Annotated in this window: 23 protein-coding genes; 7 read left to right on the plus strand and 16 right to left on the minus strand. The window is 69.3% G+C overall.

Features of this window, described 5'->3' with window-relative positions:
• Nucleotides 1-109: 109 nt before the first annotated feature.
• The 5 genes from mmsB to ACWEWT_RS35065 all read right to left on the minus strand — a co-directional run bounded on the left by mmsB (nt 110) and on the right by ACWEWT_RS35065 (nt 6,141).
• Complete coding sequence (gene mmsB, locus ACWEWT_RS35045) at nt 110-1,006, minus strand: 3-hydroxyisobutyrate dehydrogenase (RefSeq protein ID WP_452565195.1); 897 nt, start codon at nt 1,004-1,006, stop codon at nt 110-112.
• Nucleotides 1,003-2,091: an enoyl-CoA hydratase/isomerase family protein gene (locus tag ACWEWT_RS35050; protein WP_452565196.1), complete on the minus strand. Its 1,089-nt coding sequence runs from the start codon at nt 2,089-2,091 to the stop codon at nt 1,003-1,005. Before ACWEWT_RS35050 ends, mmsB begins: the two co-directional genes overlap by 4 nt.
• 37 nt (nt 2,092-2,128) lie before the next feature.
• Nucleotides 2,129-3,280 carry an acyl-CoA dehydrogenase family protein gene (locus ACWEWT_RS35055; protein WP_452565222.1) on the minus strand — a complete coding sequence of 384 codons (1,152 nt, stop codon included), beginning with the start codon at nt 3,278-3,280 and terminating at the stop codon, nt 2,129-2,131.
• Nucleotides 3,281-3,282: 2 nt separating this feature from the next.
• Nucleotides 3,283-4,782, minus strand: coding sequence for a CoA-acylating methylmalonate-semialdehyde dehydrogenase (locus tag ACWEWT_RS35060; protein WP_452565197.1), 1,500 nt, complete (start codon nt 4,780-4,782; stop codon nt 3,283-3,285).
• Between the two features lie 183 nt (nt 4,783-4,965).
• A complete protein-coding gene (locus ACWEWT_RS35065) occupies nt 4,966-6,141 on the minus strand; it encodes a DUF2157 domain-containing protein (RefSeq protein ID WP_452565198.1) in 1,176 nt (391 codons plus the stop codon).
• A 125-nt stretch (nt 6,142-6,266) separates the two neighbouring features.
• Here ACWEWT_RS35065 and ACWEWT_RS35070 point away from each other — a divergent pair, with 125 nt between their 5' ends.
• Nucleotides 6,267-7,325 (plus strand): amidohydrolase family protein, encoded by a 1,059-nt coding sequence (locus ACWEWT_RS35070; protein WP_452565199.1) that lies wholly within the window; start codon nt 6,267-6,269, stop codon nt 7,323-7,325.
• Between the two features lie 18 nt (nt 7,326-7,343).
• Here ACWEWT_RS35070 and ACWEWT_RS35075 read toward each other — a convergent pair whose 3' ends face one another.
• Both ACWEWT_RS35075 and ACWEWT_RS35080 read right to left on the minus strand, forming a co-directional pair.
• Complete coding sequence (locus ACWEWT_RS35075) at nt 7,344-8,108, minus strand: SWIM zinc finger family protein (RefSeq protein WP_452565200.1); 765 nt, start codon at nt 8,106-8,108, stop codon at nt 7,344-7,346.
• Entirely contained in the window at nt 8,105-10,921 is a 2,817-nt protein-coding gene (locus tag ACWEWT_RS35080; protein ID WP_452565201.1) for a DEAD/DEAH box helicase, read from the minus strand. The genes ACWEWT_RS35075 and ACWEWT_RS35080 overlap by 4 nt, the downstream gene beginning before the upstream one ends.
• Nucleotides 10,922-11,241: 320 nt before the next feature.
• Here ACWEWT_RS35080 and ACWEWT_RS35085 point away from each other — a divergent pair, with 320 nt between their 5' ends.
• The 3 genes from ACWEWT_RS35085 to ACWEWT_RS35095 are packed head-to-tail and all read left to right on the plus strand — an operon-like array spanning nt 11,242 to nt 12,909.
• Nucleotides 11,242-11,604 carry a hypothetical protein gene (locus ACWEWT_RS35085; protein ID WP_452565202.1) on the plus strand — a complete coding sequence of 121 codons (363 nt, stop codon included), beginning with the start codon at nt 11,242-11,244 and terminating at the stop codon, nt 11,602-11,604.
• Between the two features lie 54 nt (nt 11,605-11,658).
• Nucleotides 11,659-12,366 (plus strand): HNH endonuclease family protein, encoded by a 708-nt coding sequence (locus tag ACWEWT_RS35090; RefSeq protein ID WP_452565223.1) that lies wholly within the window; start codon nt 11,659-11,661, stop codon nt 12,364-12,366.
• Nucleotides 12,367-12,423: 57 nt separating this feature from the next.
• Nucleotides 12,424-12,909: a hypothetical protein gene (locus ACWEWT_RS35095; protein ID WP_452565203.1), complete on the plus strand. Its 486-nt coding sequence runs from the start codon at nt 12,424-12,426 to the stop codon at nt 12,907-12,909.
• A gap of 123 nt (nt 12,910-13,032) precedes the next feature.
• Here ACWEWT_RS35095 and ACWEWT_RS35100 read toward each other — a convergent pair whose 3' ends face one another.
• The 4 genes from ACWEWT_RS35100 to pdhA all read right to left on the minus strand — a co-directional run bounded on the left by ACWEWT_RS35100 (nt 13,033) and on the right by pdhA (nt 17,536).
• A complete protein-coding gene (locus ACWEWT_RS35100) occupies nt 13,033-13,857 on the minus strand; it encodes a sulfurtransferase (RefSeq protein ID WP_452565204.1) in 825 nt (274 codons plus the stop codon).
• 95 nt (nt 13,858-13,952) lie between these two features.
• A complete protein-coding gene (locus ACWEWT_RS35105) occupies nt 13,953-15,392 on the minus strand; it encodes a dihydrolipoamide acetyltransferase family protein (RefSeq protein ID WP_452565205.1) in 1,440 nt (479 codons plus the stop codon).
• Between the two features lie 42 nt (nt 15,393-15,434).
• The gene (locus ACWEWT_RS35110; RefSeq protein ID WP_452565206.1) at nt 15,435-16,409 is read right to left on the minus strand and encodes an alpha-ketoacid dehydrogenase subunit beta; all 975 of its coding nucleotides are present in this window, start codon (nt 16,407-16,409) and stop codon (nt 15,435-15,437) included.
• Nucleotides 16,406-17,536 carry a pyruvate dehydrogenase (acetyl-transferring) E1 component subunit alpha gene (gene pdhA / locus ACWEWT_RS35115; RefSeq protein WP_452565207.1) on the minus strand — a complete coding sequence of 377 codons (1,131 nt, stop codon included), beginning with the start codon at nt 17,534-17,536 and terminating at the stop codon, nt 16,406-16,408. Before pdhA ends, ACWEWT_RS35110 begins: the two co-directional genes overlap by 4 nt.
• A 144-nt stretch (nt 17,537-17,680) precedes the next feature.
• Between pdhA and ACWEWT_RS35120 the strand changes: the two genes are divergently transcribed.
• The 3 genes from ACWEWT_RS35120 to ACWEWT_RS35130 all read left to right on the plus strand — a co-directional run bounded on the left by ACWEWT_RS35120 (nt 17,681) and on the right by ACWEWT_RS35130 (nt 20,004).
• Nucleotides 17,681-18,175: an Lrp/AsnC family transcriptional regulator gene (locus tag ACWEWT_RS35120; RefSeq protein WP_452565208.1), complete on the plus strand. Its 495-nt coding sequence runs from the start codon at nt 17,681-17,683 to the stop codon at nt 18,173-18,175.
• Between the two features lie 130 nt (nt 18,176-18,305).
• On the plus strand, nt 18,306-19,160 hold the full coding sequence (locus ACWEWT_RS35125; protein ID WP_452565209.1) for an SDR family oxidoreductase: 855 nt from the start codon (nt 18,306-18,308) through the stop codon (nt 19,158-19,160).
• 145 nt (nt 19,161-19,305) lie between these two features.
• Entirely contained in the window at nt 19,306-20,004 is a 699-nt protein-coding gene (locus ACWEWT_RS35130) for a TetR family transcriptional regulator (RefSeq protein WP_452565210.1), read from the plus strand.
• 141 nt (nt 20,005-20,145) lie between these two features.
• On the opposite strand, the gene ACWEWT_RS35135 is transcribed toward ACWEWT_RS35130, so the two are convergent.
• The 5 genes from ACWEWT_RS35135 to ACWEWT_RS35155 all read right to left on the minus strand — a co-directional run bounded on the left by ACWEWT_RS35135 (nt 20,146) and on the right by ACWEWT_RS35155 (nt 24,318).
• Entirely contained in the window at nt 20,146-20,712 is a 567-nt protein-coding gene (locus ACWEWT_RS35135; RefSeq protein WP_452565211.1) for a hypothetical protein, read from the minus strand.
• A gap of 348 nt (nt 20,713-21,060) precedes the next feature.
• Nucleotides 21,061-21,495, minus strand: a complete 435-nt coding sequence (locus ACWEWT_RS35140) for an acyl-CoA thioesterase (RefSeq protein ID WP_452565212.1) — start codon at nt 21,493-21,495, stop codon at nt 21,061-21,063.
• A gap of 19 nt (nt 21,496-21,514) precedes the next feature.
• Entirely contained in the window at nt 21,515-22,468 is a 954-nt protein-coding gene (locus tag ACWEWT_RS35145; RefSeq protein WP_452565213.1) for a cupin domain-containing protein, read from the minus strand.
• A gap of 154 nt (nt 22,469-22,622) precedes the next feature.
• Nucleotides 22,623-23,756 (minus strand): DUF5925 domain-containing protein, encoded by a 1,134-nt coding sequence (locus ACWEWT_RS35150; RefSeq protein ID WP_452565214.1) that lies wholly within the window; start codon nt 23,754-23,756, stop codon nt 22,623-22,625.
• A gap of 112 nt (nt 23,757-23,868) precedes the next feature.
• A complete protein-coding gene (locus ACWEWT_RS35155; protein ID WP_452565215.1) occupies nt 23,869-24,318 on the minus strand; it encodes a nitroreductase family deazaflavin-dependent oxidoreductase in 450 nt (149 codons plus the stop codon).
• Nucleotides 24,319-24,347: the final 29 nt, after the last annotated feature.

Here is a 24,347-nt window from a genome sequence, read left to right on the forward strand (position 1 = left end):
GGGATACCCCCGATTTCTACTTCGACAGAGTGGTCCAGGTCGCGGTGGATACCTGGTCGCGAAACCGGACAGTCCTGCCGGCGCACCTCGGCAGGAACCGGGGGTGGGCCTACGCCGGGGATCCCCCGCTACGCTCCCGGATATCGGTGATGATGGCCGAGAAGTCCCGGTCGCCGGAACCCTCGTTGAATTCGCGGTAGATCTCCGCCGCGAGCTGCCCGATCCGGCCCTCGACACCGTTGGCCCGCAACGCCTCCACCGCCAGCCCCAGATCCTTGTTCATCAGAGCGGTGGCGAAACCGGGCTGGTAGTCGTTGTTCGCCGGGCTGGTCGGCACCGGCCCCGGAACCGGGCAGTAGGTGGTGAGCGACCAGCTCTGCCCCGAGGCCGTGGAGACGACATCGAAGAACGCCTGATGACTCAGGCCCAGTTTCTCACCGAGCACCAGCGCTTCCGACAGACCGACCATGGAGATGCCGAGGATCATGTTGTTGCAGATCTTGGCGGCCTGCCCGTTCCCGGCGGCACCGGTGTGCACCACCTTGGCGCCCATCACCTCGAGCACCGGCAGCGCCTCGGCGAAATCGGCGTCCGCACCGCCCACCATGAAGGTCAGCGTTCCGGCGGCCGCACCGGAGACACCACCGGAGACCGGGGCGTCCAGGGCCCGGTGCCCGGCCGACGCCGCGGCGTCGGCCGCGGCTCGGGCGTCGGCCACATCGATGGTCGAACAGTCGATGAACAGCGTGCCCGGGTTCGCGGCCGGCAGCAGTTCGTCGTACACGGTGCGCACCAGCTTGCCGTTGGTGAGCATGGTGATCACGATGTCGCGCCCGGTGGCCGCGGCCACCCCGGTATCCACCAGCGCGACCCCGTCGGCGCGGGCCTGCTCCTGCGCCGCGGGCGAGGGATCGAACGCGTGCACGTCGTAGCCGGCCTTGACCAGGTTGGCCGCCATGGGGCCGCCCATATGGCCGAGGCCGAGGAAGCCGATCGTCTTGCTCATTGCTTGTCCTCCGGAATCGTCGAACCCAGTTCCCGCGCACCGAGCTCGGCGAAATATCCGTCGACCTGCGCGGTGGTCACATCGGACAGGGTGGCGGGCGACCACTGCGGGTTGCGGTCCTTGTCGATCACCTGCGCGCGAATGCCCTCGACCAGATCGTGCGAGGCCAACGAGGCGATCGACACCCGGTACTCCTCGTTCAGCACCGCTTCCAGGCTGCCGGCGCCTTTGGCCGACCGCAGCGACCGCAGGGTCACCTGGAGCGCGATAGGCGATTTGCCCAGCACATCGGTGGCGGCCTTGTTCGCCTCCGGCGATGCGTGGGCCTGTAGCCGGGCCACGATCTCGGCGACGGTATCGGCGCTGTAGCAGGAATCGATCCAGTCGCGTTGCGCGAGCAGCGCCGATTCCGGGGCCTCGGCGGTGAATTTCGCGATGGCGATATCCGCGGCCTCGGATTCCAGGGTGGTCAGCAGCGCCGGGATCTGGTCGGCGGGTACGAAGTAATCCGCGAAACCGGTGGCGATCGCGTCGCCGGCCGCGAGCCGCGCGGTGGTGAGCGCGATATGCGCACCCAGCTCGCCCGGCGCCCGGGACAGCAGGTAGGTACCGCCGACATCGGGGATGAAACCGATTCCGACCTCCGGCATCCCGACCTTGGAGCGTTCGGTGACGATCCGGTGACTGCCGTGCGCGGACAAACCGACTCCACCGCCCATCACGATCCCGTCCATCACCGCCACATACGGTTTCGGATAGCGGCCGATCAGGGCGTTGAGAATGTACTCGTCGCGCCAGAACTTCCCGGTCGCCGAATCGGCCGCCGATCCCACGTGCCCGGCCGCCTGCTGTTCCTTGGCGTCGTGGTGGATGGCGACGATATCGCCGCCCGCGCACAGGCCCCGCTCACCGGCGCCGGTGATGGCCACCGTCCGCACCGAATCGTCGGTGGCCCAGGCATGCAGCCGCTCGGTGATGGTGAGCGTCATCGCGTGGTTGAGTGCGTTGATGGCCTTGGGCCGGTTCAGCGTGATCAGGCCCAGGCCGCCGCGCTGTTCGACCAGGACTTCGGGTTCGTCGCTCATTCATATCCTTTCGCGCTCGCGGCCGGGCGTCCGCCGATCACGACACACCCGCCACGGACGCTGTCATCGACCGGGCGACGACCATCCGCATGATCTCGTTGGTGCCCTCCAGGATCTGGTGCACCCGCAGATCACGGACGATCTTCTCCAGGCCGTATTCGGCCAGGTAACCGTATCCGCCGTGCAGTTGCAGCGCGGCGTTGGCGACCTCGAAACCGGCGTCGGTGGCGAACCGTTTGGCCATGGCGCAGAGTTCGACCTTGTCCGGGGCATCCGCGTCCAGCGCCGCCGCGGCCCGCCACAGCAGGGTCCGGGCGGCCTCGAGCTCGGTGCGCATATCGGCCAGCTGGAACTGCAACGCCTGGTTGTTCAGCAGCGGCGCGCCGAACGCGGTGCGCTGGGCCAGGTAGGGCACGGTTTTCTCGAGCGCGGCCTGGGCCCCGCCCACCGAGCAGGCGGCGATATTGAGCCGCCCGCCGTTGAGCCCGTTCATGGCGATCCGGAATCCGTCGCCCTCGGCGCCGAGCCGATTGGCGATCGGCACCCGCGCGTCGGTGAGGATCACCTCCCGGGTGGGCTGAGCGTTCCAGCCCATCTTCTTCTCGTTGGGCCCGACCTCGAGACCGGGGGTATCGGCGGGGATCACCAGTGTGGAGATACCTCGTGCCCCGGTTTCCTGGGTGCGGACCATCATCACGTAGAGGTCGTTGCTGCCCGCGCCCGAGATGAACTGTTTGGACCCGTTGACGATGTAGTCGTCACCGTCGCGCACCGCCCGGGTGGTGAGGGCGGCGGCATCCGAACCCACCCCGGGTTCGGTCAGCGCGTAACTGGACAGCAGATCCATCGCGGTGAGCCCGGGCAGCCACCGGCGGCGCTGGTCGTCGTCGCCGTAGGCGTCGATCATCCAGGTCGCCATGTTGTGGATCGAGATATAGGCCGCCACGGCGGGACATCCGGTGGCGAGTTGTTCGAAGATCCGCACCGCGTCCAGCCGGCGCAACCCGGATCCGCCGAACTCCTCGTCCACGTAGATACCGCCGAGCCCGACCGCCCCCGACTTCCGCAGGACGTCGACCGGGAAGTGTTTGTGCTGATCCCATTCCACGGCGTGCGGCGCCAGATATTCGTCGGCGAACTCCCGGGCGGTATCGCGGATGGCCCGCTCATCCTCGTCGAGAGCGAACATTGTCATTCCATCGTGGGGATGACGAAGCTGTTGCTCTCCTTCAACCCCGCCGGCCAGCGCTGGGTGACCGTCTTGGTCTTGGTGTAGAAGCGGATCGAATCCGGGCCGTGCTGGTTGAGATCGCCGAACCCGGACCGCTTCCAGCCGCCGAAGGTGTAGTACGCGATCGGCACCGGGATCGGAACGTTGATTCCGACCATGCCGACCTGCACCCGGGCCGCGAAATCACGGGCGGTATCGCCGTCGCGGGTGAAGATGGCGACGCCGTTGCCGTATTCGTGGTCGTTGGCCAGCGCGAGCGCTTCCTCGTAATCGCCCGCGCGGACGACGGTGAGAACCGGCCCGAAGATCTCGTCGGTGTAGATCGACATCTCCTTGCCGACCCGGTCGAACAGGGTCGCGCCCACGAAGTAGCCGTCCTCGGCGCCCTCCACGGTGAGACCGCGGCCGTCGACCACGAGTTCGGCGCCCTCGTCGATACCCTGCTGGATGTACTTCTTCACCCGGTCCACACCGTCGAGGCCCACCAGCGGCCCGTAGTCGGCGCCGGGATCGTCGGATTTGCCGACATTCAGTTTGTGGACCCGTTCGGTGAGCTTGTCCACCAGCCGGTCCGCGGTCTCCTCGCCCACCGGCACCGCGACCGAGATCGCCATGCAGCGCTCGCCCGCCGAACCGTAACCGGCACCGATCAGCTGATCGGCGACATCGTCGAGGTCGGCGTCGGGCATGACGATGGCGTGGTTCTTGGCACCGCCGAAGCACTGGGCGCGCTTACCGTTCGCGGTGGCGGTTTCGTAGATGTACTGCGCGATCGGGGTGGAGCCGACGAATCCGACGGCCTTGATCCGCGGATCGTGCAGGATCGTGTCGACGGCTTCCTTGTCGCCGTTGACGACGTTGAACACACCGGCGGGCAACCCGGCCTCGAGGAACAGTTCGGCCAGCCGCAGCGGAACCGACGGATCGCGTTCGGAGGGCTTCAGCACGAAGGCGTTACCGGTGGCCAGCGCCGGGCCGGCCTTCCACAGCGGGATCATGGCCGGGAAGTTGAACGGCGTGATCCCGGCGACCACGCCCAGCGGCTGGCGCATCGAGTACACGTCGATACCGGTGCCCGCGCTCTCGGTGTACTCGCCCTTCATCAGGTGCGGGACCCCGACGGCGAACTCGATGACCTCGAGGCCGCGCTGGATATCGCCCTTGGCGTCGGCGATGGTCTTACCGTGTTCGCTGGACAGCAGCGCGGCAAGCGAATCCATCTCGTCGTTGACCAGGGTCAGGAACTTCATCAGGATCCGGGCCCGCCGCTGCGGGTTGGTCGCCGCCCAGCCGGCCTGCGCGGCTTCGGCATTCGCGATAACGGCCTCGACCTCGGCTCGGCTCGCCAGCGGCACCCGCGCCTGTACCCGGCCCTGGTTCGGGTCGAAAACATCCCCGAACCGGCCGGAGGTGCCCGGGACGTGCTTTCCGCCGATGAAATGTGTGAGTTCTCGAGCCATGCGATTCCTGCCTCGTGTCGGGGGTGGCGGGCGCGGCTCTGCGGCCGTCCGTCACACGAAGATCATTCTTGCGGGCTTCCAATAGTTGGACGTCCAAGCAAAACGATACACGCGCCCCCGGCACCAGACCAGAGTTACCCGGAATACGATCGCGACCTGCGGTAACCAGCCTTCCGGCCGGACCTAGCCGTCCTGTCCCACCGAGCGGGTCAGCAGATAGCTACCGATTCCGAGGATCACCGCACCGATCACCAGAATCGCTCCGGACGCCCCCGGCGATTCCCCGGTCCAGTCCCCGACCGCCTCCACCGCGCCGAGGGTCAGCGCCCCCGCGCCGCCGAGTACGAGCACCCAGGAGCGGTCGGTGGCGTACAGGCCGAAACACACCACCGCCACCAACGCCGTCAGCACATAGGGGGCACGCGTCGCATCGAAGGCCTGCACCGTCTGCGCACCCGCCACCGCCAGCGCCACGCCGGCCAGATAACCGGCCCACACCTCCAGCACCACCCCGAACCTGGTGAGCGCGAGCCAGATCAGACCCAGGACCAGCACCCCCAGCCCCACCCAGTCGTCGTCGATCCCGAGCACCTCGTCCAGTACACCGACGACCAGGCCGACACCGAAACCCGCGCACAGCAGCAAACCCAGCAGCGAGGGCAGCGCCGCGTACCCGGCCACCGCCGCCAGCAGCCCGCCACCGGCGGCGAGGACCCAGCTGGTATCGGTGTTGCCGTCGTCGTAGGCCGAACCGGCGGCCGCGGCGACAGCCGCCGCCGCGAGCGCGAACAAGACCATCGCCAGCCGCAGCCGCGCGGTGTGCGGCGCCCCGGCGCCGCGGCGCCACGCTGCCCGGAACAGTACGGACCGGCCGCCCGCCGTGGCGATACCGGCCACCGTCACCCCGAAGGCCACCAGCAGGAACAGGATCACCCGGCCGAGCCGGGCCATATCGTCCCACGACTCCACCAGGATCAGCACCAGCCCGCTGAGCAGCAGGCCGGCCCCGGCATAGGCCGCGATCTCGGCCAGCAGCCGGGCCGGCGTCGGGCGCGGCCGCGGCTGGGCCAGCGCCGTCACCACCGCGGTCAGCTGGGTCTCGTCCAGTACCCCGCGGTCCACCAGATCGCGCAGCGCGGCCGGTGTCCGGTCCGGAGCCGCCGGGAATTCGGCCGTCGAGCCAGGTTCCGTGTTCACCCCGGAATCCGTCGGCGCGCCGGGTTCCGGGGTCGCCGGGCCCGGTCCGGCCGGCGGCGGCTCGGCTCCCGCCGCCGGCTTCACCAGCTCGACCCGGTCGGGGGCCGAATCGGCCCCCGACTCCGCATGCGCCGCCCGGGGCGCCGAATCCGCTTCGGCCACAGCACCCAGTATGCAGTCCCGGGCACGGACTCACCGGCGCACGAGAGAACCCGTTCCGCCGGGGGCGCCCACGCGCTAGGCTCGCCTCTGCAACCGACGGCGATCGCGGGAGGTGCCTGCAGCGGATGGATATCGGCGAGATCCGGATCATCGACGCGCATATCCATCAATGGGATCCGTTCACCAATCCGCGCGAGTTCAGTCGCACCGCGAAGCTGATGCGGGCGCTACCGGTCCCGCTCGGTCTCGCCGTGCGGCTGGCACCGCGTAAGGACCGGGAATTCGTCGGCGAGCCCTCGGCCTATCTCGCGCCCTACCTGCCCGCCGACTACCGTGCCGACGCGGCCGGACTGCCCATCGAATCGGTCGTGCACATCGAGGTGGAATGGACCGGGCCGAAGGTAGAGGAGACCCGCTGGGTCACCGCCCTGCCGTTCGGTGTGGACACGCCCGCGCTGGCCGCGGTCAGCGCGAGCGGTTTCCCGGCCGCCCCGGGGTTCGCCGAACTGCTCGACGCCCACCGCACCGCATCGCCGCTGGTGCGCGGTATCCGCAGCATGGTCGCCCACCACCCGGATACCGGCATCCGCAGTTTCACGACCGCGCCCGGAGCACTGCGTGCCGCCGCGTTCCTGGACGGTTTCGCCGCGCTCGTCGAACGCGATCTGGTTTTCGAGGCCTGGGTGTACTCGCATCAACTCCCCGACCTCGTCGCGCTGGCCCGGCGTTATCCCGAGGCCACGATCGTGCTGAACCATCTGGGCACCCCGGCCGGTGTCTTCGGGCGGGTCGGCAAACACACCGGACTCGACGCCGGCGAACGCCACACGATCCTCGAGCGCTGGCGCGACGATATCGCCGACCTGGCCGGGTCGCCGAATGTGGTGGCCAAGGTCAGCGGGCTGATGATGCCGATTCTCGGACATCCGGTACCCCGGCCGGGAAATCCCACCCCCGTGGCCGAACTCACCGGCCGGGTGGCCCCGCTGCTGTCGCACGCACTGGACGTCTTCGGCGTCGAACGCCTGATCTGGGGATCGAACTTCCCGGTCGACCGGCCCATCACCTCGATCACCGGCAGTGCCCGCACCGTCGCCACCGTGCTGTCCGACCGCCTCGGCGGTACCGGATTCCTGTCCCCGGTCTTCCGCGACAATGCCCGCCGGGTCTATCGCCTGGACTGATCGCCGATCGCGCCGGGCCTACCGCCCCGTCATCGCCGAGTACATGGCCACCAGCGCACGCCCGGCGGCCGCCGCCTCCGGTTCTTCCGCGCACAGCATCCGCAGGGCCTGCCGCAGTAGAGCGGGATCCAGATCGTCGGGCGCCGGGCGCACTTCCGGCGTCGGCAGCGCCGGGAATTCGATGGCCTCCCCGTAGGGGTCCGGGGGCGCACCCGAATCCGGTGCGGACGCCTCGATCCCGCGGATGAGCGCGTCGATGCCCAGACCCCGCAGCGTCAGCAGATCGCGGGGACGCTCGTCGAGGCGTTCGGCGAGCAGGCAGGCCACCGCCACCGCGTGTTTACACGGCCAACCCGGATCCGGACAGGTGCACCCGAAATCCATATCGGCGGCCGTCTCCGGGAGCAGATGCGGCGCGAGTTCACGGGGCAGATCACCGGAGACGACCCGGGCCAGCATGCCCGGCGCCGCACGGATCGCCTCGATCAGCAGCTCCACCTCGTCTGGCCGCAACCGGCGGATATCGCAGGTCGTGGTGAACGGGCGCGGCTGGCTGCCCTGTACCTCGGCCCGGACGACACCGGGTTCGATCGTGTAACTCACCACCTGCCCGGCCCGGGCGTAGGTGCGGCCCCGGGATATCCGCCCGGGTTCGGCGAGCCGTTCGACGGCCTCCAGCAGGTTCCGGCCCCAGAACGTGCGGGCGAATCCGCCGCGCCTGCTCCGCGCGGAGACCCCGCCGGAAACCGGTCGGCGCCTTCCGTATTCGGCGAAGTCGGTCATTCGCCCACCGCTTCGGAACCCAGGGTGAACAATTGCGCGAGTTCGGCGTCGCCGAGCTCGGTGATCCAGTTCTCGCCCACCCCCACCGCGAGATCGGCGAGTTCCCGCTTCCCGGCGATCATCTCGTCGATCCGTTCCTCGATGGTGTCGACGCAGACGAGTTTGCGTACCTGGACGGCGCGGCGCTGACCGATCCGGAAGGCGCGATCGGTGGCCTGGTTCTCCACCGCCGGATTCCACCAGCGGTCCAGGTGGACCACATGATTGGCGGCAGTGAGATTCAGTCCGGTACCACCGGCTTTCAGGGAGAGCAGCATGATCGGCGGTCCGTGCTCGTCCTGGAACCCGGCCACCATCGCGTCGCGACGCGCCTTGGCGACGCCGCCGTGCAGGAACGGGATCCGGTGGCCGAACCGTTCGGTCAGATACGGCGCCACCAGTTCACCGAATTCACGGAACTGCGTGAACAGCAGCGCCTTCTCCCCCTCGGCGAGTACCGCGTCGAGCACATCCTCGACCAGCGCGAGTTTGCCGGAGCGGTGAGCGCCACGGCGCAAGACCGCCGAGGAATCACCGAGGAAATGCGCGGGATGGTTGCATACCTGCTTCAACCTGGTGAGCGCACCCAGTACCGCGCCCTTACGGGCCATCCCCTTGGCATCCCGCAGCTTCGCGAGCATATCCTCCACCACGGCCTGGTAGAGGGCCGCCTGTTCGACGGTGAGATTGGCCCGCACCGTCATCTCGAGTTTCTCCGGCAGATCGCTGATGACCGCCGGATCGGTTTTCACCCGGCGCAGCAGGAACGGCGAGGTCACCGTGCGCAGCCGGGTCACCGCGTTCTGGTCGTTCTCGCGTTCGATCGGCACGGCGAACCGGGCGCGGAAGGTCTGCGGACTGCCCAGCAGCCCGGGTACGGCGAAATCGAGGACGGACCGCAACTCCTCGAGCCGGTTCTCCACCGGAGTACCGGTGAGTGCCAGCCGGTGCCGCGCCGGTAACGCCCGCGCCACCCGCGCCTGCCGGGTCGCGGCGTTCTTGATGTGCTGCGCCTCGTCCAGCACCACTCGCTCCCAGCGTTGCCGCGACAGATCTGCCGCATCCCGGACGAGCAGCGCGTAGGTGGTGATCACCAGATCCGCCGCGGTGACCCCGGCGTCCAGATCCCGGCCCTGGGCCCGCCCGGTGCCGTGATGCACCAGCACGCGCAGGCCGGGCGCGAACCGTTCGGCCTCGCGCTGCCAGTTGCCCACCACCGACATCGGACAGACCAGCAGGGTGGGTCCCGGGGCGGGGTCGCTCGTCCGTTCGCGACTCTCCTGTTCGTGCAGGAGCAGGGCCAGGACCTGCACCGTCTTCCCCAGACCCATATCGTCGGCGAGCACCGCGCCGCAGCCGAGCCGGCTCATGGTCGCCAGCCAGCTCAATCCACGTTCCTGGTAGGGACGCAATATCGCTGCGAGCCGGCGCGGCGGGGCCACCGGTTCGGGCTCGGCCGCGGGATCGAACAGCGCGGCGGGCCAACCGGTGGCGGTGACCTCGGTCAGTGGGACGCCGCCGACCGGGTTCGCGGCGATCTCGCCGATCAGATCGGTCAGCGTGATCTGGGCGTCCTCGCTGTGCATGGCAACGAATTTCGCGGCCACGGCGAGCACGGTGTGGTCGGCCTGCACCCATTCACCGCGCAACCGCACCAGATCGGATTGGGCGGTGATCAGCCGTTGCATCTCGGGCTGGGTCAGCACCGTATCGCCCAGGGCCAGCTCCCAGCGGTAGGACACCAGGCCGTCCAATCCGACGGTGCTCTCGGCGGCGGTCACCGCGGCGCCGACCCGCAGGCGCAGGCTCGGCTCGGTGATGTTCCAGGCCCGGGGCAGCAGCAGCGCGATCCCCTCGGACGACAGGGCCTGCGCCCCGTGCGCCACCAGATCGGCCACCACCTCGGTCGGCAACAGCAGATCGAGGCTGTGCGGGTCGCCGGGTACATCGCGCAGCCGGGGATACGCCCGTTGCGCCCGGCCCAGCCATTCCAGCCCCAGCCGCATCTCCTCGGCCGGACCGGGCACCGGGACGGGACGCGGCGCGGTACCGTCGGCGCGCAGGCAGACCTCCAGCCGCCACAGCACGGACCCGCCCGCCGCGTCCTCCGATTCCGCGTCCGGTTCACGCAGCCGGAGCACCATCTCGGTGTCCTCCCCCGACCGGGTGTCCCGCCACCGGCGCAGCACCTCCGCGGCCTGGTGGCTGCCCGTCTCCACCGGGATATCGGTGACCAGCGCGTCGATCAGCGGATGCGGATGCGGACCCGGCGCGAGCAGTTCGCGCACGATCGGATCGGTCAGTTCGGTGACCAGATCGTCGAGGACCTCGCCCGGTTCGCCCGCCACCCGCAGCGCCGGCGGCAGCAGCGCGGCCAGTTCGGCGAGCCATGCCCGCTGGCCGGAACCGCCGGCGAGCTGCCAGCGTGCCCACCACTCGCCGTCGTCGCGGCGCAGTGACGGCACCACCGTCCCCGCCCGCACCCAGCGTTCCAGTCCCTGCGCGATATGCCCCAGAAACCGCAGGTCCCCCGCCACCGCCTCGGCGGGCAGCCGCTGCCGTAACGCCGCGGCCGCGGCCGCCGGCGCGAGCGCGTGCGCCCGGACGCGCTCCCGCCGCGACCCCGCCTCGTCGGTGATCAGCACATCGGCCCGATGCCGGAACCGGGATTCGGCGAGGACCGATCCGAGGAGGCCGGGGACACCGTTCCCGTCGGCACCGGACGCACGCCACAGCAGCAACCCGGAACCGGGCGACCACAGTCCGTGCAACATGGCCCCATCAAATCAGCCGGGTGCGACAGGCCGCGCAGGGTCCCCCACCCTCGGATGTACCGGCGTGGGCGAGCGGCATCGATAAGGGACCGGCTCACCCGCCGTGGAATCTGGATTTATCCCCCGCAACGGCACATACTGGGAAATATCCGCTGGTCACCGTTGATATCCGTCCCCGCCGAGCGCAGCCCCGCCGGGCGGATCGCGCTGCCTCCGGCGGCCCGGCGCGGCGCCCGGCGCATCCCGGCCCGCGCTCAGCGGTTCCATCACACAGCGGCGTCTCGGCACCACGGTGCCATCGACAAGCGGAGGGCAGCAGTATGACGATTCTGCTCCAGGTTCTCGAGCAGAGCTACACGCCGACCACCCCGTGGGAGCGGCGCAAGTTCACCTTCGTGAATGCCGACAAGATCGTCGGTATGCGGCTGGACGGGCAGTGCGGGGTCTGGCTGGACCTGTCCCGGCCCGGGGAATCGCAGCGACTGGCCCATACCGCGCTGCCCGAGGAGGCGGTCACCTTCCTGCTCACCGCCTTCGCCAAGATCGCCGAATGCACCGACAGCGGCGGATCCTGGGTGATCGGCCACGACGGGGTGCATATCGATTCCCTGGTCGCCACCCGTTTCCCACCCCGCAGCAACCGGGTCGACAACGACGAACTGCTGGCCCGCGCCTGGCTGTAGACCCGCCCGCATCGCCGGAAGCTGTCGGAGAAGTCCGGTATACCGGTAGCCGTGATGACACGGGGGATGATTCACGCGCTCACGGCTCTGTGCGCGGCCGTTCTGCTGCTGGCGATGGGGACGGGTTGCGCCGTCACCGGGCAGCGGCCCGCGCCGGGAAGCCCCGGGCGGGTTCAGCTCGAGGAGTTGCTGGCCGCGGTCCGGGTGATCGCGGACCGTCCGCATCCGGGCGGATACGAGCGCGGTTGCGGCGCGGGCCAGGGCTGCGTCTTCGGACCGGCCTGGTCCGACGACCACGACGGTCCGGGCGGCCGGGACGGCTGCGATACCCGAAACAATGTGCTGGCCCGTCAGCTCACCGGAGTCCGGTACCGGCCCGGCACCGGGCGCTGCGTCGTCCAGTCCGGCACGCTCGCCGACCCGTATACGGGCACGCTGCTCGTATTCGGCAAGGAGACCGCCCGGCGGATACCGATCGACCATATCTATCCGCTGGCCGCCGCCTGGGATCTCGGCGCGGCCCGATGGCCGGCGGCGCAGCGTCTCCGCTTCGCCAACGATATCGATTACAACCTGCAGGCCACCGACGATGCGGCGAATACCGACAAGAGCGACAGCACCCCCGCGGACTGGTTACCACCGGCCCGGTCCGGCCACTGCTACTACGCGGGTCGCTACCTCACGGTCGCGCTGCGCTACGGGCTCCCGGTGACCACGGCCGATCACGCGGCACTGCGTCGCGTCGCCGGTGGTTGCGGCTGAGTTCGGGTCCGGTCGGCACCCGCTCACATGTCGGGCCGATATGTCAGGATCCGCGCTATGACAACGACTTACGCCGAACTGAGGCATCTGTTGCTCGATATCGGAATGCCGGCCACGGACCCAGCGGTCGATTCACCCCTCGAAGAGCTGGAAGACCGGGAAATCCCGTACGCCCTCGTCGATCTCGGGGTGGCTGTCGCTCTGGAGGCAGACCGCGTGGACGATCTCGAGGGGACCTACCAGCAGTTCCTGGAGGAGGCCGCCGGATGCTCCGGCGGAGCTGTGACAGTCACCCGGGTCCGGCTGGTCGACGACACACTCCACTTCGCCCGCAACGGCGACGAGAAGTCCTGGTCCGTCGAATCCGGCGATATACCGGATCACCTCTCGGTCTACGAATTCATCGACGAGTTGGCGCCCGGCGACGACCGGGTGTTCCGTTCGATACCGCAGATGGAATCGGGCGATGCCAGTTTCTATATCCTCGCGACGCCGGTACAGGCGAAAGCACTGACCGAGCGGCTGCACCTGGAGTTCGACTGACGACCCGCCATCGGGGCCGCGACAGCACCGGGTCCACCATGGCCGGTACTACCCACCCGTGCACGAGAGGCCCGCGGCGGTAGCCGGCAGCCGGCGGACGGGCCCTCGGCTGCCGCCGCCGGATCATCCGGCGTGCGCGCCCGTCGCGACCGGCCGTTTCGGATCATGTGCCCACTGCGACCAGGACCCCGGGTACAGCGCGGCCTGTACCCCCACCACCGCCAGCGCGGCGATCGCGTGGGCGGCGGTGATCCCCGATCCGCAGTACACCGCGACCGGGGCCGCGCCGATCGCGCCGAACCGTTCGCGCAGCAGCTCGGCGGGCAGGAAGTACCCGTCCTGGTCGAGATTCTCGCTGGTCGGCGCACTGATCGCACCCGGGATATGCCCGGCGCGCGGGTCGAGCTGCTCTTGCTCGCCGCGGTATCCCTCGGCCGCGCGAGCATCCAGCAGTACGCCCTGCCATCGGGCGACCGCGTCGGCATCGATCACCGGCAGCCGGCCGGGCTCGAATTCGATATCGCCGGGCGCCGGGTCGATCTCCACCCCGGTGGCCAATTCACCACCGGCGCGGATCCACGCGGGTAGGCCACCGTCCAGTATCCGGACGTCGGCGATACCCGCCCAGCGCAGCAGCCACCAGGCCCGCGCCGCGGACATACCGCCGATCGCGTCGTAGACGACGACCGGATCACCGGTGCACAATCCCCAGCTGCGGGCGCATCTCTGCAACCGGCCCGGAGACGGTAGCGGGTGGCGGCCGTGGGCCGGTGAGGGCAGGGCGGCCAGTTCGGTATCGAGATCGACGAACACCGCCCCCGGGATATGGCCGTCCTGATAGTGCTGCGGGCCGTCGGGATCGCCGAGTTGCCAGCGCACATCGAGTAGGCGCAGATTCTTCTCTGTTGATTCCCGGAGATCTTCAGCCGAGATCAATACCGCGTTCAACGCAGCTCCTCGTCCAAGCGTCTGGAACAGATTTCGTCACCGTACGCGGGGACGGTCGGCCGAGTCCATGCGTACACGGATATCGGCGGGCTGTGTCAGATGCGGGCGAGCAGCGTCAGCGGATCCTCCAGTAGCGCGGCGACGGCGGCCAGGAAACGCGCCGCGGCTTCACCGTCGATCATCCGGTGATCGAAACTCAGGGTGAGCGTGGTCACCGAGCGGACGGCCAGTTCGTCCCGGAAGACCCACGGCCGTTTCACCACCGCGCCCAGGCAGAGAATCGCGGCCTCACCCGGGTTCACCAGCGGCGTACCGGATTCCACCCCGAATACTCCGACATTGGAGATGGTGAAGGTGCCGCCGCGCAGATCGGCCAGGCCCGATCGGCCGTCGCGCGCGGTCCGGGCCAGCCAGCCGATCTCGCGGCACAGTTCGCGCAGGCTCAGGGTCTGCGCGTCTTTGATGTTCGGCACCAGCAGCCCGCGCGGGGTGGCGACAGCGATACCCAGGTTGACATAGTGGCGGGTGACGATCTCCGCGTTCGCCTCGTCCCAGAAGGTGTTGACGACGGGGAATTCGGCCAGGGCGGCGAGTACCGATTTCGCCACCAGGGCCAGCGGCGTGGGCGTGATCCCTTCGAAAGCCTTTGTCGCACGGAGATGTTCCAGCAGTTCGAGCGAGGCCGTGACGTCGACCGTGATCGAGGTATCGGCCTGCGGGATCGTGCGCGCACTGGCGACCATGGCGTCGGCGGTCCGCTTGCGGATACCCGCGATCGGCATCCGCTCCTCCCGCGCCGATCCGGTGGCCGGTTGCGCGGGCACCGACTCCCCCGGGTGCTCCTCGCGGAGATCCGGTTCCGAAACCGGTACCGCACCACGGACATCGGTGACGGTGACCGCCCCGTCCGGCCCCGATCCGGCCACGAACCAGAGATCTATCCCCAACTCCCGCGCCAGCTTGCGCGCACCCGGGGTCGCCGCGACCCGCTGCGATTCGGCCACGGAACCGCGGTCCGTATCACCGGGTCGCTCCGGCGCTCCGCTCGCCGGGGGGTACTCCGAGCCGTTCGACTCACCGCCGATGACGCCGCCCTCGTACGCTGTCCCGTGACCGGCGGCCGGTGGCGTGGGCGGCGCCGCGCCGGGACCGGAACGTTGCCCGCCGCGGCGGCGCCGGGAGACCCGCTCCTCGGTGGGCCCGTATCCGACCAGTACCGAGGGGCGACCGCCGGGACCCGATTCCGTGGCGGCCGTGCGGATGCGGAGCAGGGGCGCACCGACCTCGATCGTCTCCCCCGGCTGGGCGAGCAGTTCCACCACGGTCCCGGCGAACGGGGACGGTAGCGCGACAACCGCTTTCGCGGTCTCCACTTCGGCGATGGTCTGGTTCAGGGTGATCTCGTCGCCCACCGCCACCGTCCAGTTCTGGAATTCGGCATCGGTCAGGCCCTCACCGAGATCGGGGAGACGGAACTCCAGGATCTCGCCGGTATCTGCGGCACGACCTGCGTCGGCGCGGGCGTTCTCGTCCACGATTTCGGGCACCTCCGGCTGGCGTCAGGGTGGGATCACACTTCAGGCGGCAAGTGTTCGATCGACCGCCTCCAGGATCCGGTCCGGGTCGGGCAGATGATGCTTTTCGAGCTTAGCCGGAGGGTAGGGGATATCGAACCCGGCGACCCGCAGCACCGGCGCTTCGAGCCGGTAGAAACACCGTTCGGTGATCCGGGCGGCGATCTCGGCCCCGATACCGCCGGTGCGTTGTGCTTCGTGCACCACGATGAGCCGTCCGGTCCGGTCCACCGATTCCGCGACGGTATCCACATCCAGCGGTGCCAGACTGCGCAGATCCACGACCTCCAGCGAGATCCCCTCCTCGGCCCCGGTCTTCGCGGCGGCCAATGCGGTGCCGACGGTGCCGCCGTAGGCGACTACGGTGGCATCGGTCCCGCGCACGCATACCCGGGCCCGGTCCAGCGGCAGGTCCGGTTCGGCCGTCGGGTCGAACTCGGCCTTGTCCCAGTACCGGCGTTTGGGTTCGAAGAAGATCACCGGATCGTCCAGTGCGATGGCCTGGCGGATCATGGTGTAGGCGTCGGCCGGGTTGCTCGGCGCCACCACGCGCAGGCCGGCCGTATGGGCGAAATACGCCTCGGGCGATTCGGAATGGTGTTCCACCGATCCGATCCCACCGCCGAACGGTATGCGAATGGTCAGCGGCGCCCGGACCGCGCCCCGGGTCCGATAGTGGATCTTGGCGACCTGGGAGACGATCTGGTCGAACGCCGGATAGACGAAACCGTCGAACTGGATCTCGCACACCGGACGGTAGCCGCGCAGCGCCATTCCGAAGGCCGTGCCGATGATGCCCGATTCGGCCAGTGGCGTATCGATCACGCGCCGCTCACCGAAATCCTTCTGCAGTGCGTCGGTGACCCGGAAGACGCCGCCGAGCCGGCCGATGTCCTCACCCATCAGCACCACTTTCGGATCGTCCTCGAGCGCGGTACGCAGCCCGGCGTTGAGCGCCGCGGCGAAGGTGGTGATCATGAGCGGACTCCTTCCTCGCGCGTGGTGGGCGCGACGGTGACGAGCGCGGCGGCCGGATCGTCGGCCAGGTACGCGCGGTAGTCGGCGCGCTGTTCGTCCAGACCCCGGTGCGGAGTCGCGTAGACGTGGTCGAACAGTGCCGACGGCTCGGGGTCGGCCATGGTGAGCGTTTCGGTGCGCATGAGGTGGGCCACCTCGTCGGCGCGTTCGTCCACTCGCTGCCGGAACTCGGCGTCGAGCAGGCCCTCGGCCTCCAGCAGCAGCCGCATCCGCAGGATCGGGTCCCGGCGCGCCCATTCCTCGGTTTCGGCGGCGGTGCGGTATCGGGTGGGGTCGTCGGCGGTCGTATGCGGCCCCATCCGGTAGGTGATGGCCTCGATGAACGACGGTCCGCCGCCGCCGCGGGCCCGCGCGACGGCCTGCCGGGTGACGGCGAGCACGGCCAGCACATCGTTGCCGTCCACCCGGATCGCGGGGATCCCGTAGCCGAGCGCGCGCTGGGCGATCGGAGTGGCGCTCTGCAGCTGGACCGGTTCGCTGATCGCCCAGTGGTTGTTCTGGCAGAAGAACACCACGGGTGCGCTCCAGCTCGCGGCGAAGGTCAGTGCCTCGGCGATATCGCCCTGGCTGGTGGCTCCGTCGCCGAAATAGGCGACGGTCGCGATTTCGGCGCCGTCGAGATGGGCGGCGTAGGCATATCCGGTGGCGTGCAGGCCCTGGGCACCGACCACGATCGCCGGGTTCGCCATATTGGCCGTCGCCGGATCTCCCGAGGAATGCGATACCCCTCGCCACATGGCCGCCATGGCGCTCGGCCGGACCCCGCGGCAGTAGGCGACGGCACTCTCCCGGTAGCTGCCGAACACATAATCGTCGGGGCGCAGGGCGTGCGCCGAGCCCACCTGGGCGGCTTCCTGCCCCTGGAACGGCGCCCAGAGACCGAGCTGCCCCTGCCGGGCCAGCGCGACCGCCTCGGTATCGATCCGCCGGGTGACCACCAGGTCCTCGTAGAGCTGCCGTAGTTCGCCGGGTCCGATATCGGCGACCAGGGCCCGATATTCGGGGTGGTGCACCCGGGCGCCGTCGGGCTGGATCAACTGCACCGGATACTCGGTTGTGCCGGGCATCGGCCTCGCCTCCTCACGCGGGTCACGCGCTTATGTGGCCTGTAACACATAGCATCCACCTTTAAGCGATCTGCGCAAGTCCCGATCGGATAACTGAGCACAATGCACGGTTTCTACCCCACGAAGGCTGTCATACTGCGTCATATGACCAGTCCGCAGAGCACCGAATCGGTAGTGGACGCCACCGATGCGCGACTACTACTCGAACTGATCGCGAACCCACGGGCCACCGGGGTCGAACTGGCCGCCCGGCTCGGCCTGTCCCGCAACACCGTGCAGGCGCGACTGACCCGCTGGGAGGCCACCGGGGTGCTGGGAAGTTTCGAACGCCGGATCGATCTGCGCGCCCTCGGCTACCGTCTGTCGGCCTTCGTGGCGGTGGTCGTGGACCAGCACCGCCTGGAGGCGGTGGTCGGCGAATTGGCCGAGATCCCGGAGGTGACCGAGGTGTGCGGGATGACCGGCCCCACCGATCTCACCGTGCGGGTGGTGGCCCGCGACGCGGACGATCTCTACCGGATCACCGGGCAGGTCCTGAAGATCCCCGGCGTGGTCCGCACCAATATGGCCCTGGTGATGCAGGAATCGGTGGGGCCGCGCACCGCCCCGCTCCTGCGCCGGCTGATCGAACCGTCCTGACGTATCCGTCGCGTCCCACGCGGAACCAAATCGCCGAGGACCGGCCGGATCCGCGCCCACCACCGGTCCGAATACCCCGATTAAGCGACATCTGTGGGTATATGTCGCATAGACCCGATAGGGTGCGGTCATGGAGCTCTCAGGCACAGTATCGGACACCTTCTCCGGCCGGACCGCCGTCGTCACCGGCGGCGGATCCGGTATCGGCGCGGCGCTCGCGCGGCGTCTGGCCGATAACGGCGCACAGGTCGTCGTGGCCGATCTCGATCCGGCCGGCGCGCAACGGGTCGCCGGGGAGATAGGCGGGGCCGCGGTAGCGGCCGCGGGCGACGCCGCCGATCCCGAGGTGATCCAGCGGCTGATCGATACCGCGGAATCCGCCTTCGGCCCCGTCGACCTGTACTTCGCCAATGCCGGTATCGGCGGTGGCGCCGGACTCGACAGCACCGACGCGCAGTGGGCGGCCGCACTGGAGATCAACACCATGGCCCATATCCGCGCCGCGCGGCTGCTCGTACCCGGCTGGGTGGCCCGCGGCAGCGGCCATTTCGTGAGCACCGCGTCGGCGGCCGGACTGCTCACCCAGCTCGGATCGGCGCCGTACTCGGTTTCCAAACACGCAGCGGTCGGCTTCGCCGAATGGCTCTCGATCACCTACGGCGACAAAGGTGTCCGGGTCAGCTGCGTATGCCCCATGGGCGTGGACACCGCGCTGCTGCGCGAGGGGATGATCCCGCCGGACAATGTGGAAGCCGGCCGGCTGGCGATCAACGCGGTGAAGTCCGCGGGCGCCGTGCTCAGCCCGGAAGAGGTGGCCGATACCGTGCTGGCCGGGGTGGCGGCCGGGCAGTTCCTGATCCTGCCGCATCCGGAGGTGCTGACGATGTACCAGCACAAGGGCTCGGACTACGACCGCTGGATCCGCGGTATGCGCCGCTTCCAGAACTCGCTGGAGAACCCCGGTCCCCAGCACGACGGCGCGTAGCGTGCGAAATCGGTGACGATGTCCCGCAACGGGTTCGATCACCCGTCCCGGGCCGCGCCGGAAACGATCGCGGTCCCGGCGGCTGCGGCGGCCGCGGGCCGGGGATGCGCACAGTTCTCCCGAAATGCCGGGTTACCATAACCCGGTGAATGGGTCCGGTGAGGTGGACACCGCGGCGCGGATCCTCGATTCCGTGGTCGAGATCATCGAATCCGACGGCTACGACGCGGTGCAGTTGCGCACCGTGGCGAAACGGGCCCGGGTATCGCTCACCACGATCTACGGTCTGCACAACAGCCGCGACGAACTGATAGTCGCGGCCGTGGCAGCGTGGATGGCCTCCCACTCCTACGTCGAACTGGCACAGCATCCGCGGGAGGAGCCGCTGGCCGACGGGTTGATGCGGCTCATCCGGCACGTGTTCGAGCCCTGGGAGCAGAGCCCGCGAATGGCGCATGCCTTCTTCCGCGCCCGCGCCACTCCCGGCGGGCACCGGCTGGACCGCCAGGGATTCGAAGCGGTTCTGCCCGCCGCCGGGCATCTGCTGGCGGGCCTGGATCGCGACTACGTCACCGATATCGCGCTGGTCATGATCAACCTGTGTTACGCGATGGTCGGCCGGCTGGTCGACGGTACGGCCGATGTGCCCACGATCCTGTCCTCATTGGAGCGGGTGATGAACCGCCTGACCAGTGACAACACCCGGCTCGCGACCCAACGGCCGGCCCCGGGTACCCAGTCGGGCACACCGACGCTGGACTTCTCGCTGTTCTCGCTGTTCGGTCCCGGTATCGGGGGGCCGAGCACCCCGGACGCGAACGAGGGTGGCCGGACCACCGGATAGCTCACCGGCAGCAGCCGAGCCGCCCGAGCGCCACGGCTCCGCTCCGCCCGGCGCCCCCGCGCCAACACCGACACCGGCCCGACGGGCATGGCCGGGCCCGCGACTCGAATACCTCGCTCCGGGCCCGGCCGGTGCGGTTTCCTATCGCTGTCCGTGGTCGGCCCAGAGCATCTCCGCGGCCGGCTGCGGTCCGGGTGAGATACCGGCCGCGTCCAGCGCCGCCCGTTTGAAAGCCTGTCCCGCCAGGCTGACCCGATAGGTGCTCACCAACGCGAACCCGTCGCCGAATTCGACAGCGGGCCCCCGCCCCCACAGGTAGGTCTGCTGCGTCACCCGATCGCGGCGCGCCAGGAACGCCGCACGGATCCGGGCATCGGCCAGGTACATATCCGCGGCGGCGGCGAGTACATCGAGGTCGGTGGCCCATTCCGCATGGGTCAGGGCGTCACCGAGATCGATCGCCCGCGCACCCAGGATCTCCACGGCACGGGTATCCCCGGAACCCGGTACCAGCACGAGGGTCTCGCAACCCGCGGTGGTCCGGTCGAATATCCAGCCCCCCAGCGAATGCACGGCTTCGGCCACCGAGGCGGCCACGACCGCGGCCCGGTTGCGGATCGGCCGTGGACCGGGCCGGTCGGCCCAGCGACCGGCCGCGCGGGTGGTTTCACTCCCGAAATCTCCGGAAACAGCGAATTGCATTGCCATATCTGCCATTCCGATCTATCGAACTACTGCGTCGGCCGTCGCGGCCCGCGCGCCGTGCGGCCGAGGAAGTGTCCCGGCCACCCTGCCGCGCTGATCCCGCCCCTGTCCCGGGCGCCCAGCGGCACGACAGTAACACGGTTATCGCCTGTTCATAGGTGGATTCGCCAGTCCTCGTAGAGAACGTTCGGCGACGTCGCGACGTCCAGCGGAAACCGGCCCGCAGCGGCGCAGATGCGCCGGGACGGGTCGGCCGGAAACGCCCCTCGAAACCGGATGCGGCAGTATCCGGCCCTCGATCGGCCGGCCCGGGACGACGCGTCCCGCACGACCGGCGGACCTGCTTCGCGGCTACTGCTCGGTGGTATCGGTGACCAGCGCCGCGGCGGCCTTACGGATCACCTCGGGAATCTCCACCGGTTTGCGCGTTTCCGCATCCACATAGACGTGGACGAACGTGCCGGTCGCCGCCAGTTCCAGTTCGTCACCCGCCTCCCGGAAGATCGCGAGATCGTAGGTGATGCTGGACCGGCCGAGCCGGGCGATCCGCAGACCCACCCGCAACAGGTCGGGAAAGCTCAGCGAGGCGTGGAAACGGCAGGACGTCTCCGCCACGATCCCGATGGCCGGCAGTTCCCGGATATCGGTGCCGGTCGCGTCGATGAGCCAGGCGTTGACCGCCGTGTCGAAATAGGCGTAGTAGGTCACGTTGTTCACGTGGCCGTAGTGGTCGTTGTCGGCCCACCGGGTGGGCACCGGCCAGAGCACCGGATACTGCTGGGTCACCCGGCCGACGATACCGGGGTCAGCCGGCGGTGGGCACCGCCGCGGCCACGGCACCGAGCCGGTGATCGCGCGGGCTCACCCCGAACTGCCGTTTGAACGCGGTGCTCAAGGCGAAGGCACTGCCGTACCCGACCCGGCGGGCGATGGTCTCCACCGTATCGTCGGTGCCCTGCAGGAGGTCGGCGGCCAGATCCAGTCGCCATTCGGTGAGAAAGGCCATCGGCGGTTCGCCGACCAGTTCGGTGAACCGCCTGGCCAGCGCCGCGCGCGAAACTCCTACTTCACGCGCCAGTTCGGCGACGGTCCAACTGTGCGCGGGGTTGTGCTGCAGCAGTCGCAGTGCCCGGCCGACCAGCGGATCACTGTAGGCGTGGTACCAGGGGGGCGCCTCGTTCCCGGCGAACCAGGTGCGCAGCGTCGCGATGAGCAGCAGATCCAGCAGCCGGTCCAGGACCGCGCTCTGCGCCGGCTGATCCTTGACGGTCTCCTCCACCAGCAGGCTCAGGACCCGATCGTCGGAACGGCCCCGCGGCACCAGCAGCGTCTGCGGCAGCGCGCGCAACAGGCGTCGGCTCACCGCACCCGCCTGCTCGTAGGACCCGGTGACCAGCACGGTTTCCCCGTCGGGGTCGTTACCCCACTGCCGCACTCCGAGGCTCATCGTCTCGCAGAGCACCTCACCGTCGACCGTGGTGGTGACCTGGCCCGGATTGATCAGGATCTGCGGCTCGGTGGCCGGGTCGTCGGCGACGGTATACGGACTCGGGCCCCGGAACACCGCCACATCGCCGGCGCCGATCCGGTGCCGGCCACCGTCCTCGGTGAGGATCCACGCATGCCCCCGGATCACCGCCGCGACGGTGAGCGGGGATTCGTCCTGGATGCGCAGCGACCACGGCGGGCTGAGCAGCGACCGCAGCAGGAACGCACCCCGCGCCCTCGGGCCTTCCAGCAGGGCCGCCAATGCATCCACTCCGCCAACGATAGCGGCGCCCTACCTGCTGGGAACACCCCCGCGGATCCGGGAGACGCTGCGGGCCACCTCCGCGGATCACCCCCCGTCCCGTCCGCCGCTCCCGCATCGGCGCCGGACCCGTACGCATCGGCGCCCCCACCGGTCACCGCTGCTACAGATACATTCCGGTATCCGGCGCATCGTCGTGGACAGCGATACTGCCGGTGCCGTCGCGCAGCGCGACCAGTTCGGCGAGTGTCGCGCCCCGCGCCGGAGCGTGCGCACCCCGGTCGCCGAGCCAGCGACGCGCTTCGGCGGCGGACAACCTGCCGATCTCCAATTGGGCGAGACACCGCCCCGGACGGGTCACGGCCGGATGCAGCCGGGAGAGGTCCTCGTTCGTGCTGATCGCGACCAGTACGTCTCGTCCCTGTCCCAGCATTCCGTCGGTGAGGTTGAGCAACCGGGAAAGTCCCTGGCCCGAGGAGGATTTAGCCTCACTGTGGATCAGCTCGTCGCAGTCCTCGAGGATCAGCAGCCGCCAGCGGTCGCCTTCCTCGTCCTCGGCGCCCATGGCCGCCCGCATCAGGTAGCCGGGTTTGGCGAACAGCATTTCCGGATCGAGCACACAATCGGCCTGGCACCAGTCCGACCAGGCCCGGGACAGTGCCCGCAGCGCGGTCGTCTTACCGGTCCCGGGCGGCCCGTTCAGCAGCAGCAACCGGCCACGTATATCGCCGGGACGCAGGGCCATCAACCGGTCGAGCGCGGTGGCCACCGGATCGCTGTAGTTACCGCGGATCTCCGGCCAATCCGGCGTGGTGACGGCCAGCGCCCGCCGATGCGGTCCGTGCTCACCCTGGTGCCAGAAGCCCATCTTGACGGTGGTCTGGTCGCCACCGGCCGGTTCCTCGGCGTCCCGGACCGATTCCGCCACCACCTGTTCGGCGAGTTCGTCGCTGATCGCGGTGACCTCCACCTGGGCGGACTTGTCCGACCAGCGATCGGCCCGTAGCGTCCAGCCCTCCCCGAGCACCAGAATCGACCGCGAATCGGCATCGACCACCGAGCGTGAGATCCGGGATCCCGGCGGGCGCAGCTCCGCTTCGGGCCGGACCCGGTCCAACCGGTTCTTCCGGTAGTACGGCTGCGACCCGCGGCCGAAGAAGCCGAGCGTGAGCATGTCCAGCAGATCGCGGGCGGTGGAATAGGAATCGAGCACCGCGTTCCATGCCAGCAATTCCGCGGGATCCGTCGCGGAGGAGTCGGGACCGATCAGGCGCAGTGGTTCGTGGCTTTCCAGCATCGCCGACCATCATCGGCCCGGGCCCGGACGCCGTCCACCGGTTTTTCCCGCCACCGGGAAGCGACGACCGTGTTCGGCACCGTCGACCGCCGGTCCGCGGCCGGGCACGCGGCTAGGTACGCAGTGCCAATTCGACGAGCGGAACGGTGTCGATACCCCGGCCGGTCGCGGACTCGATGATCGCGCTCAGTTCCCGATATGCCCGGGGGTGCCGGACCCGGTAACCCGCCAGCACCTCCGCCGCCGTCTCCCGGTCCAGGGTGCGGGCCGTGGCGGGTACTCGGTAGCGGGTTCCGATGCTCACATGACAGCGGGGTTGCGCCAGCAGATTCCGGTACCACTGCGCCTTTTCGCCGAAGCCCGAAGCGATGATCACGGTGGCGGGGTCCGGCCGGTCCACCGTTTCCAGAGCCACGTAGCGCGCGGCACCGGATTTGCGGCCGATATGTTCCAGCAGCAGCAACCGGCCACCGAACAGGAACCCCAGCCGGGCCCGGAACAACCAGATCGGCGACCGTACGAACCAACGGGACTGCAGCAGTTTCGCACCGGGACTCGCCATCTGCCGACCGTACAACAGCGCGACGGCCC

It is taken from the genome of Nocardia sp. NPDC003963 (assembly GCF_053605105.1).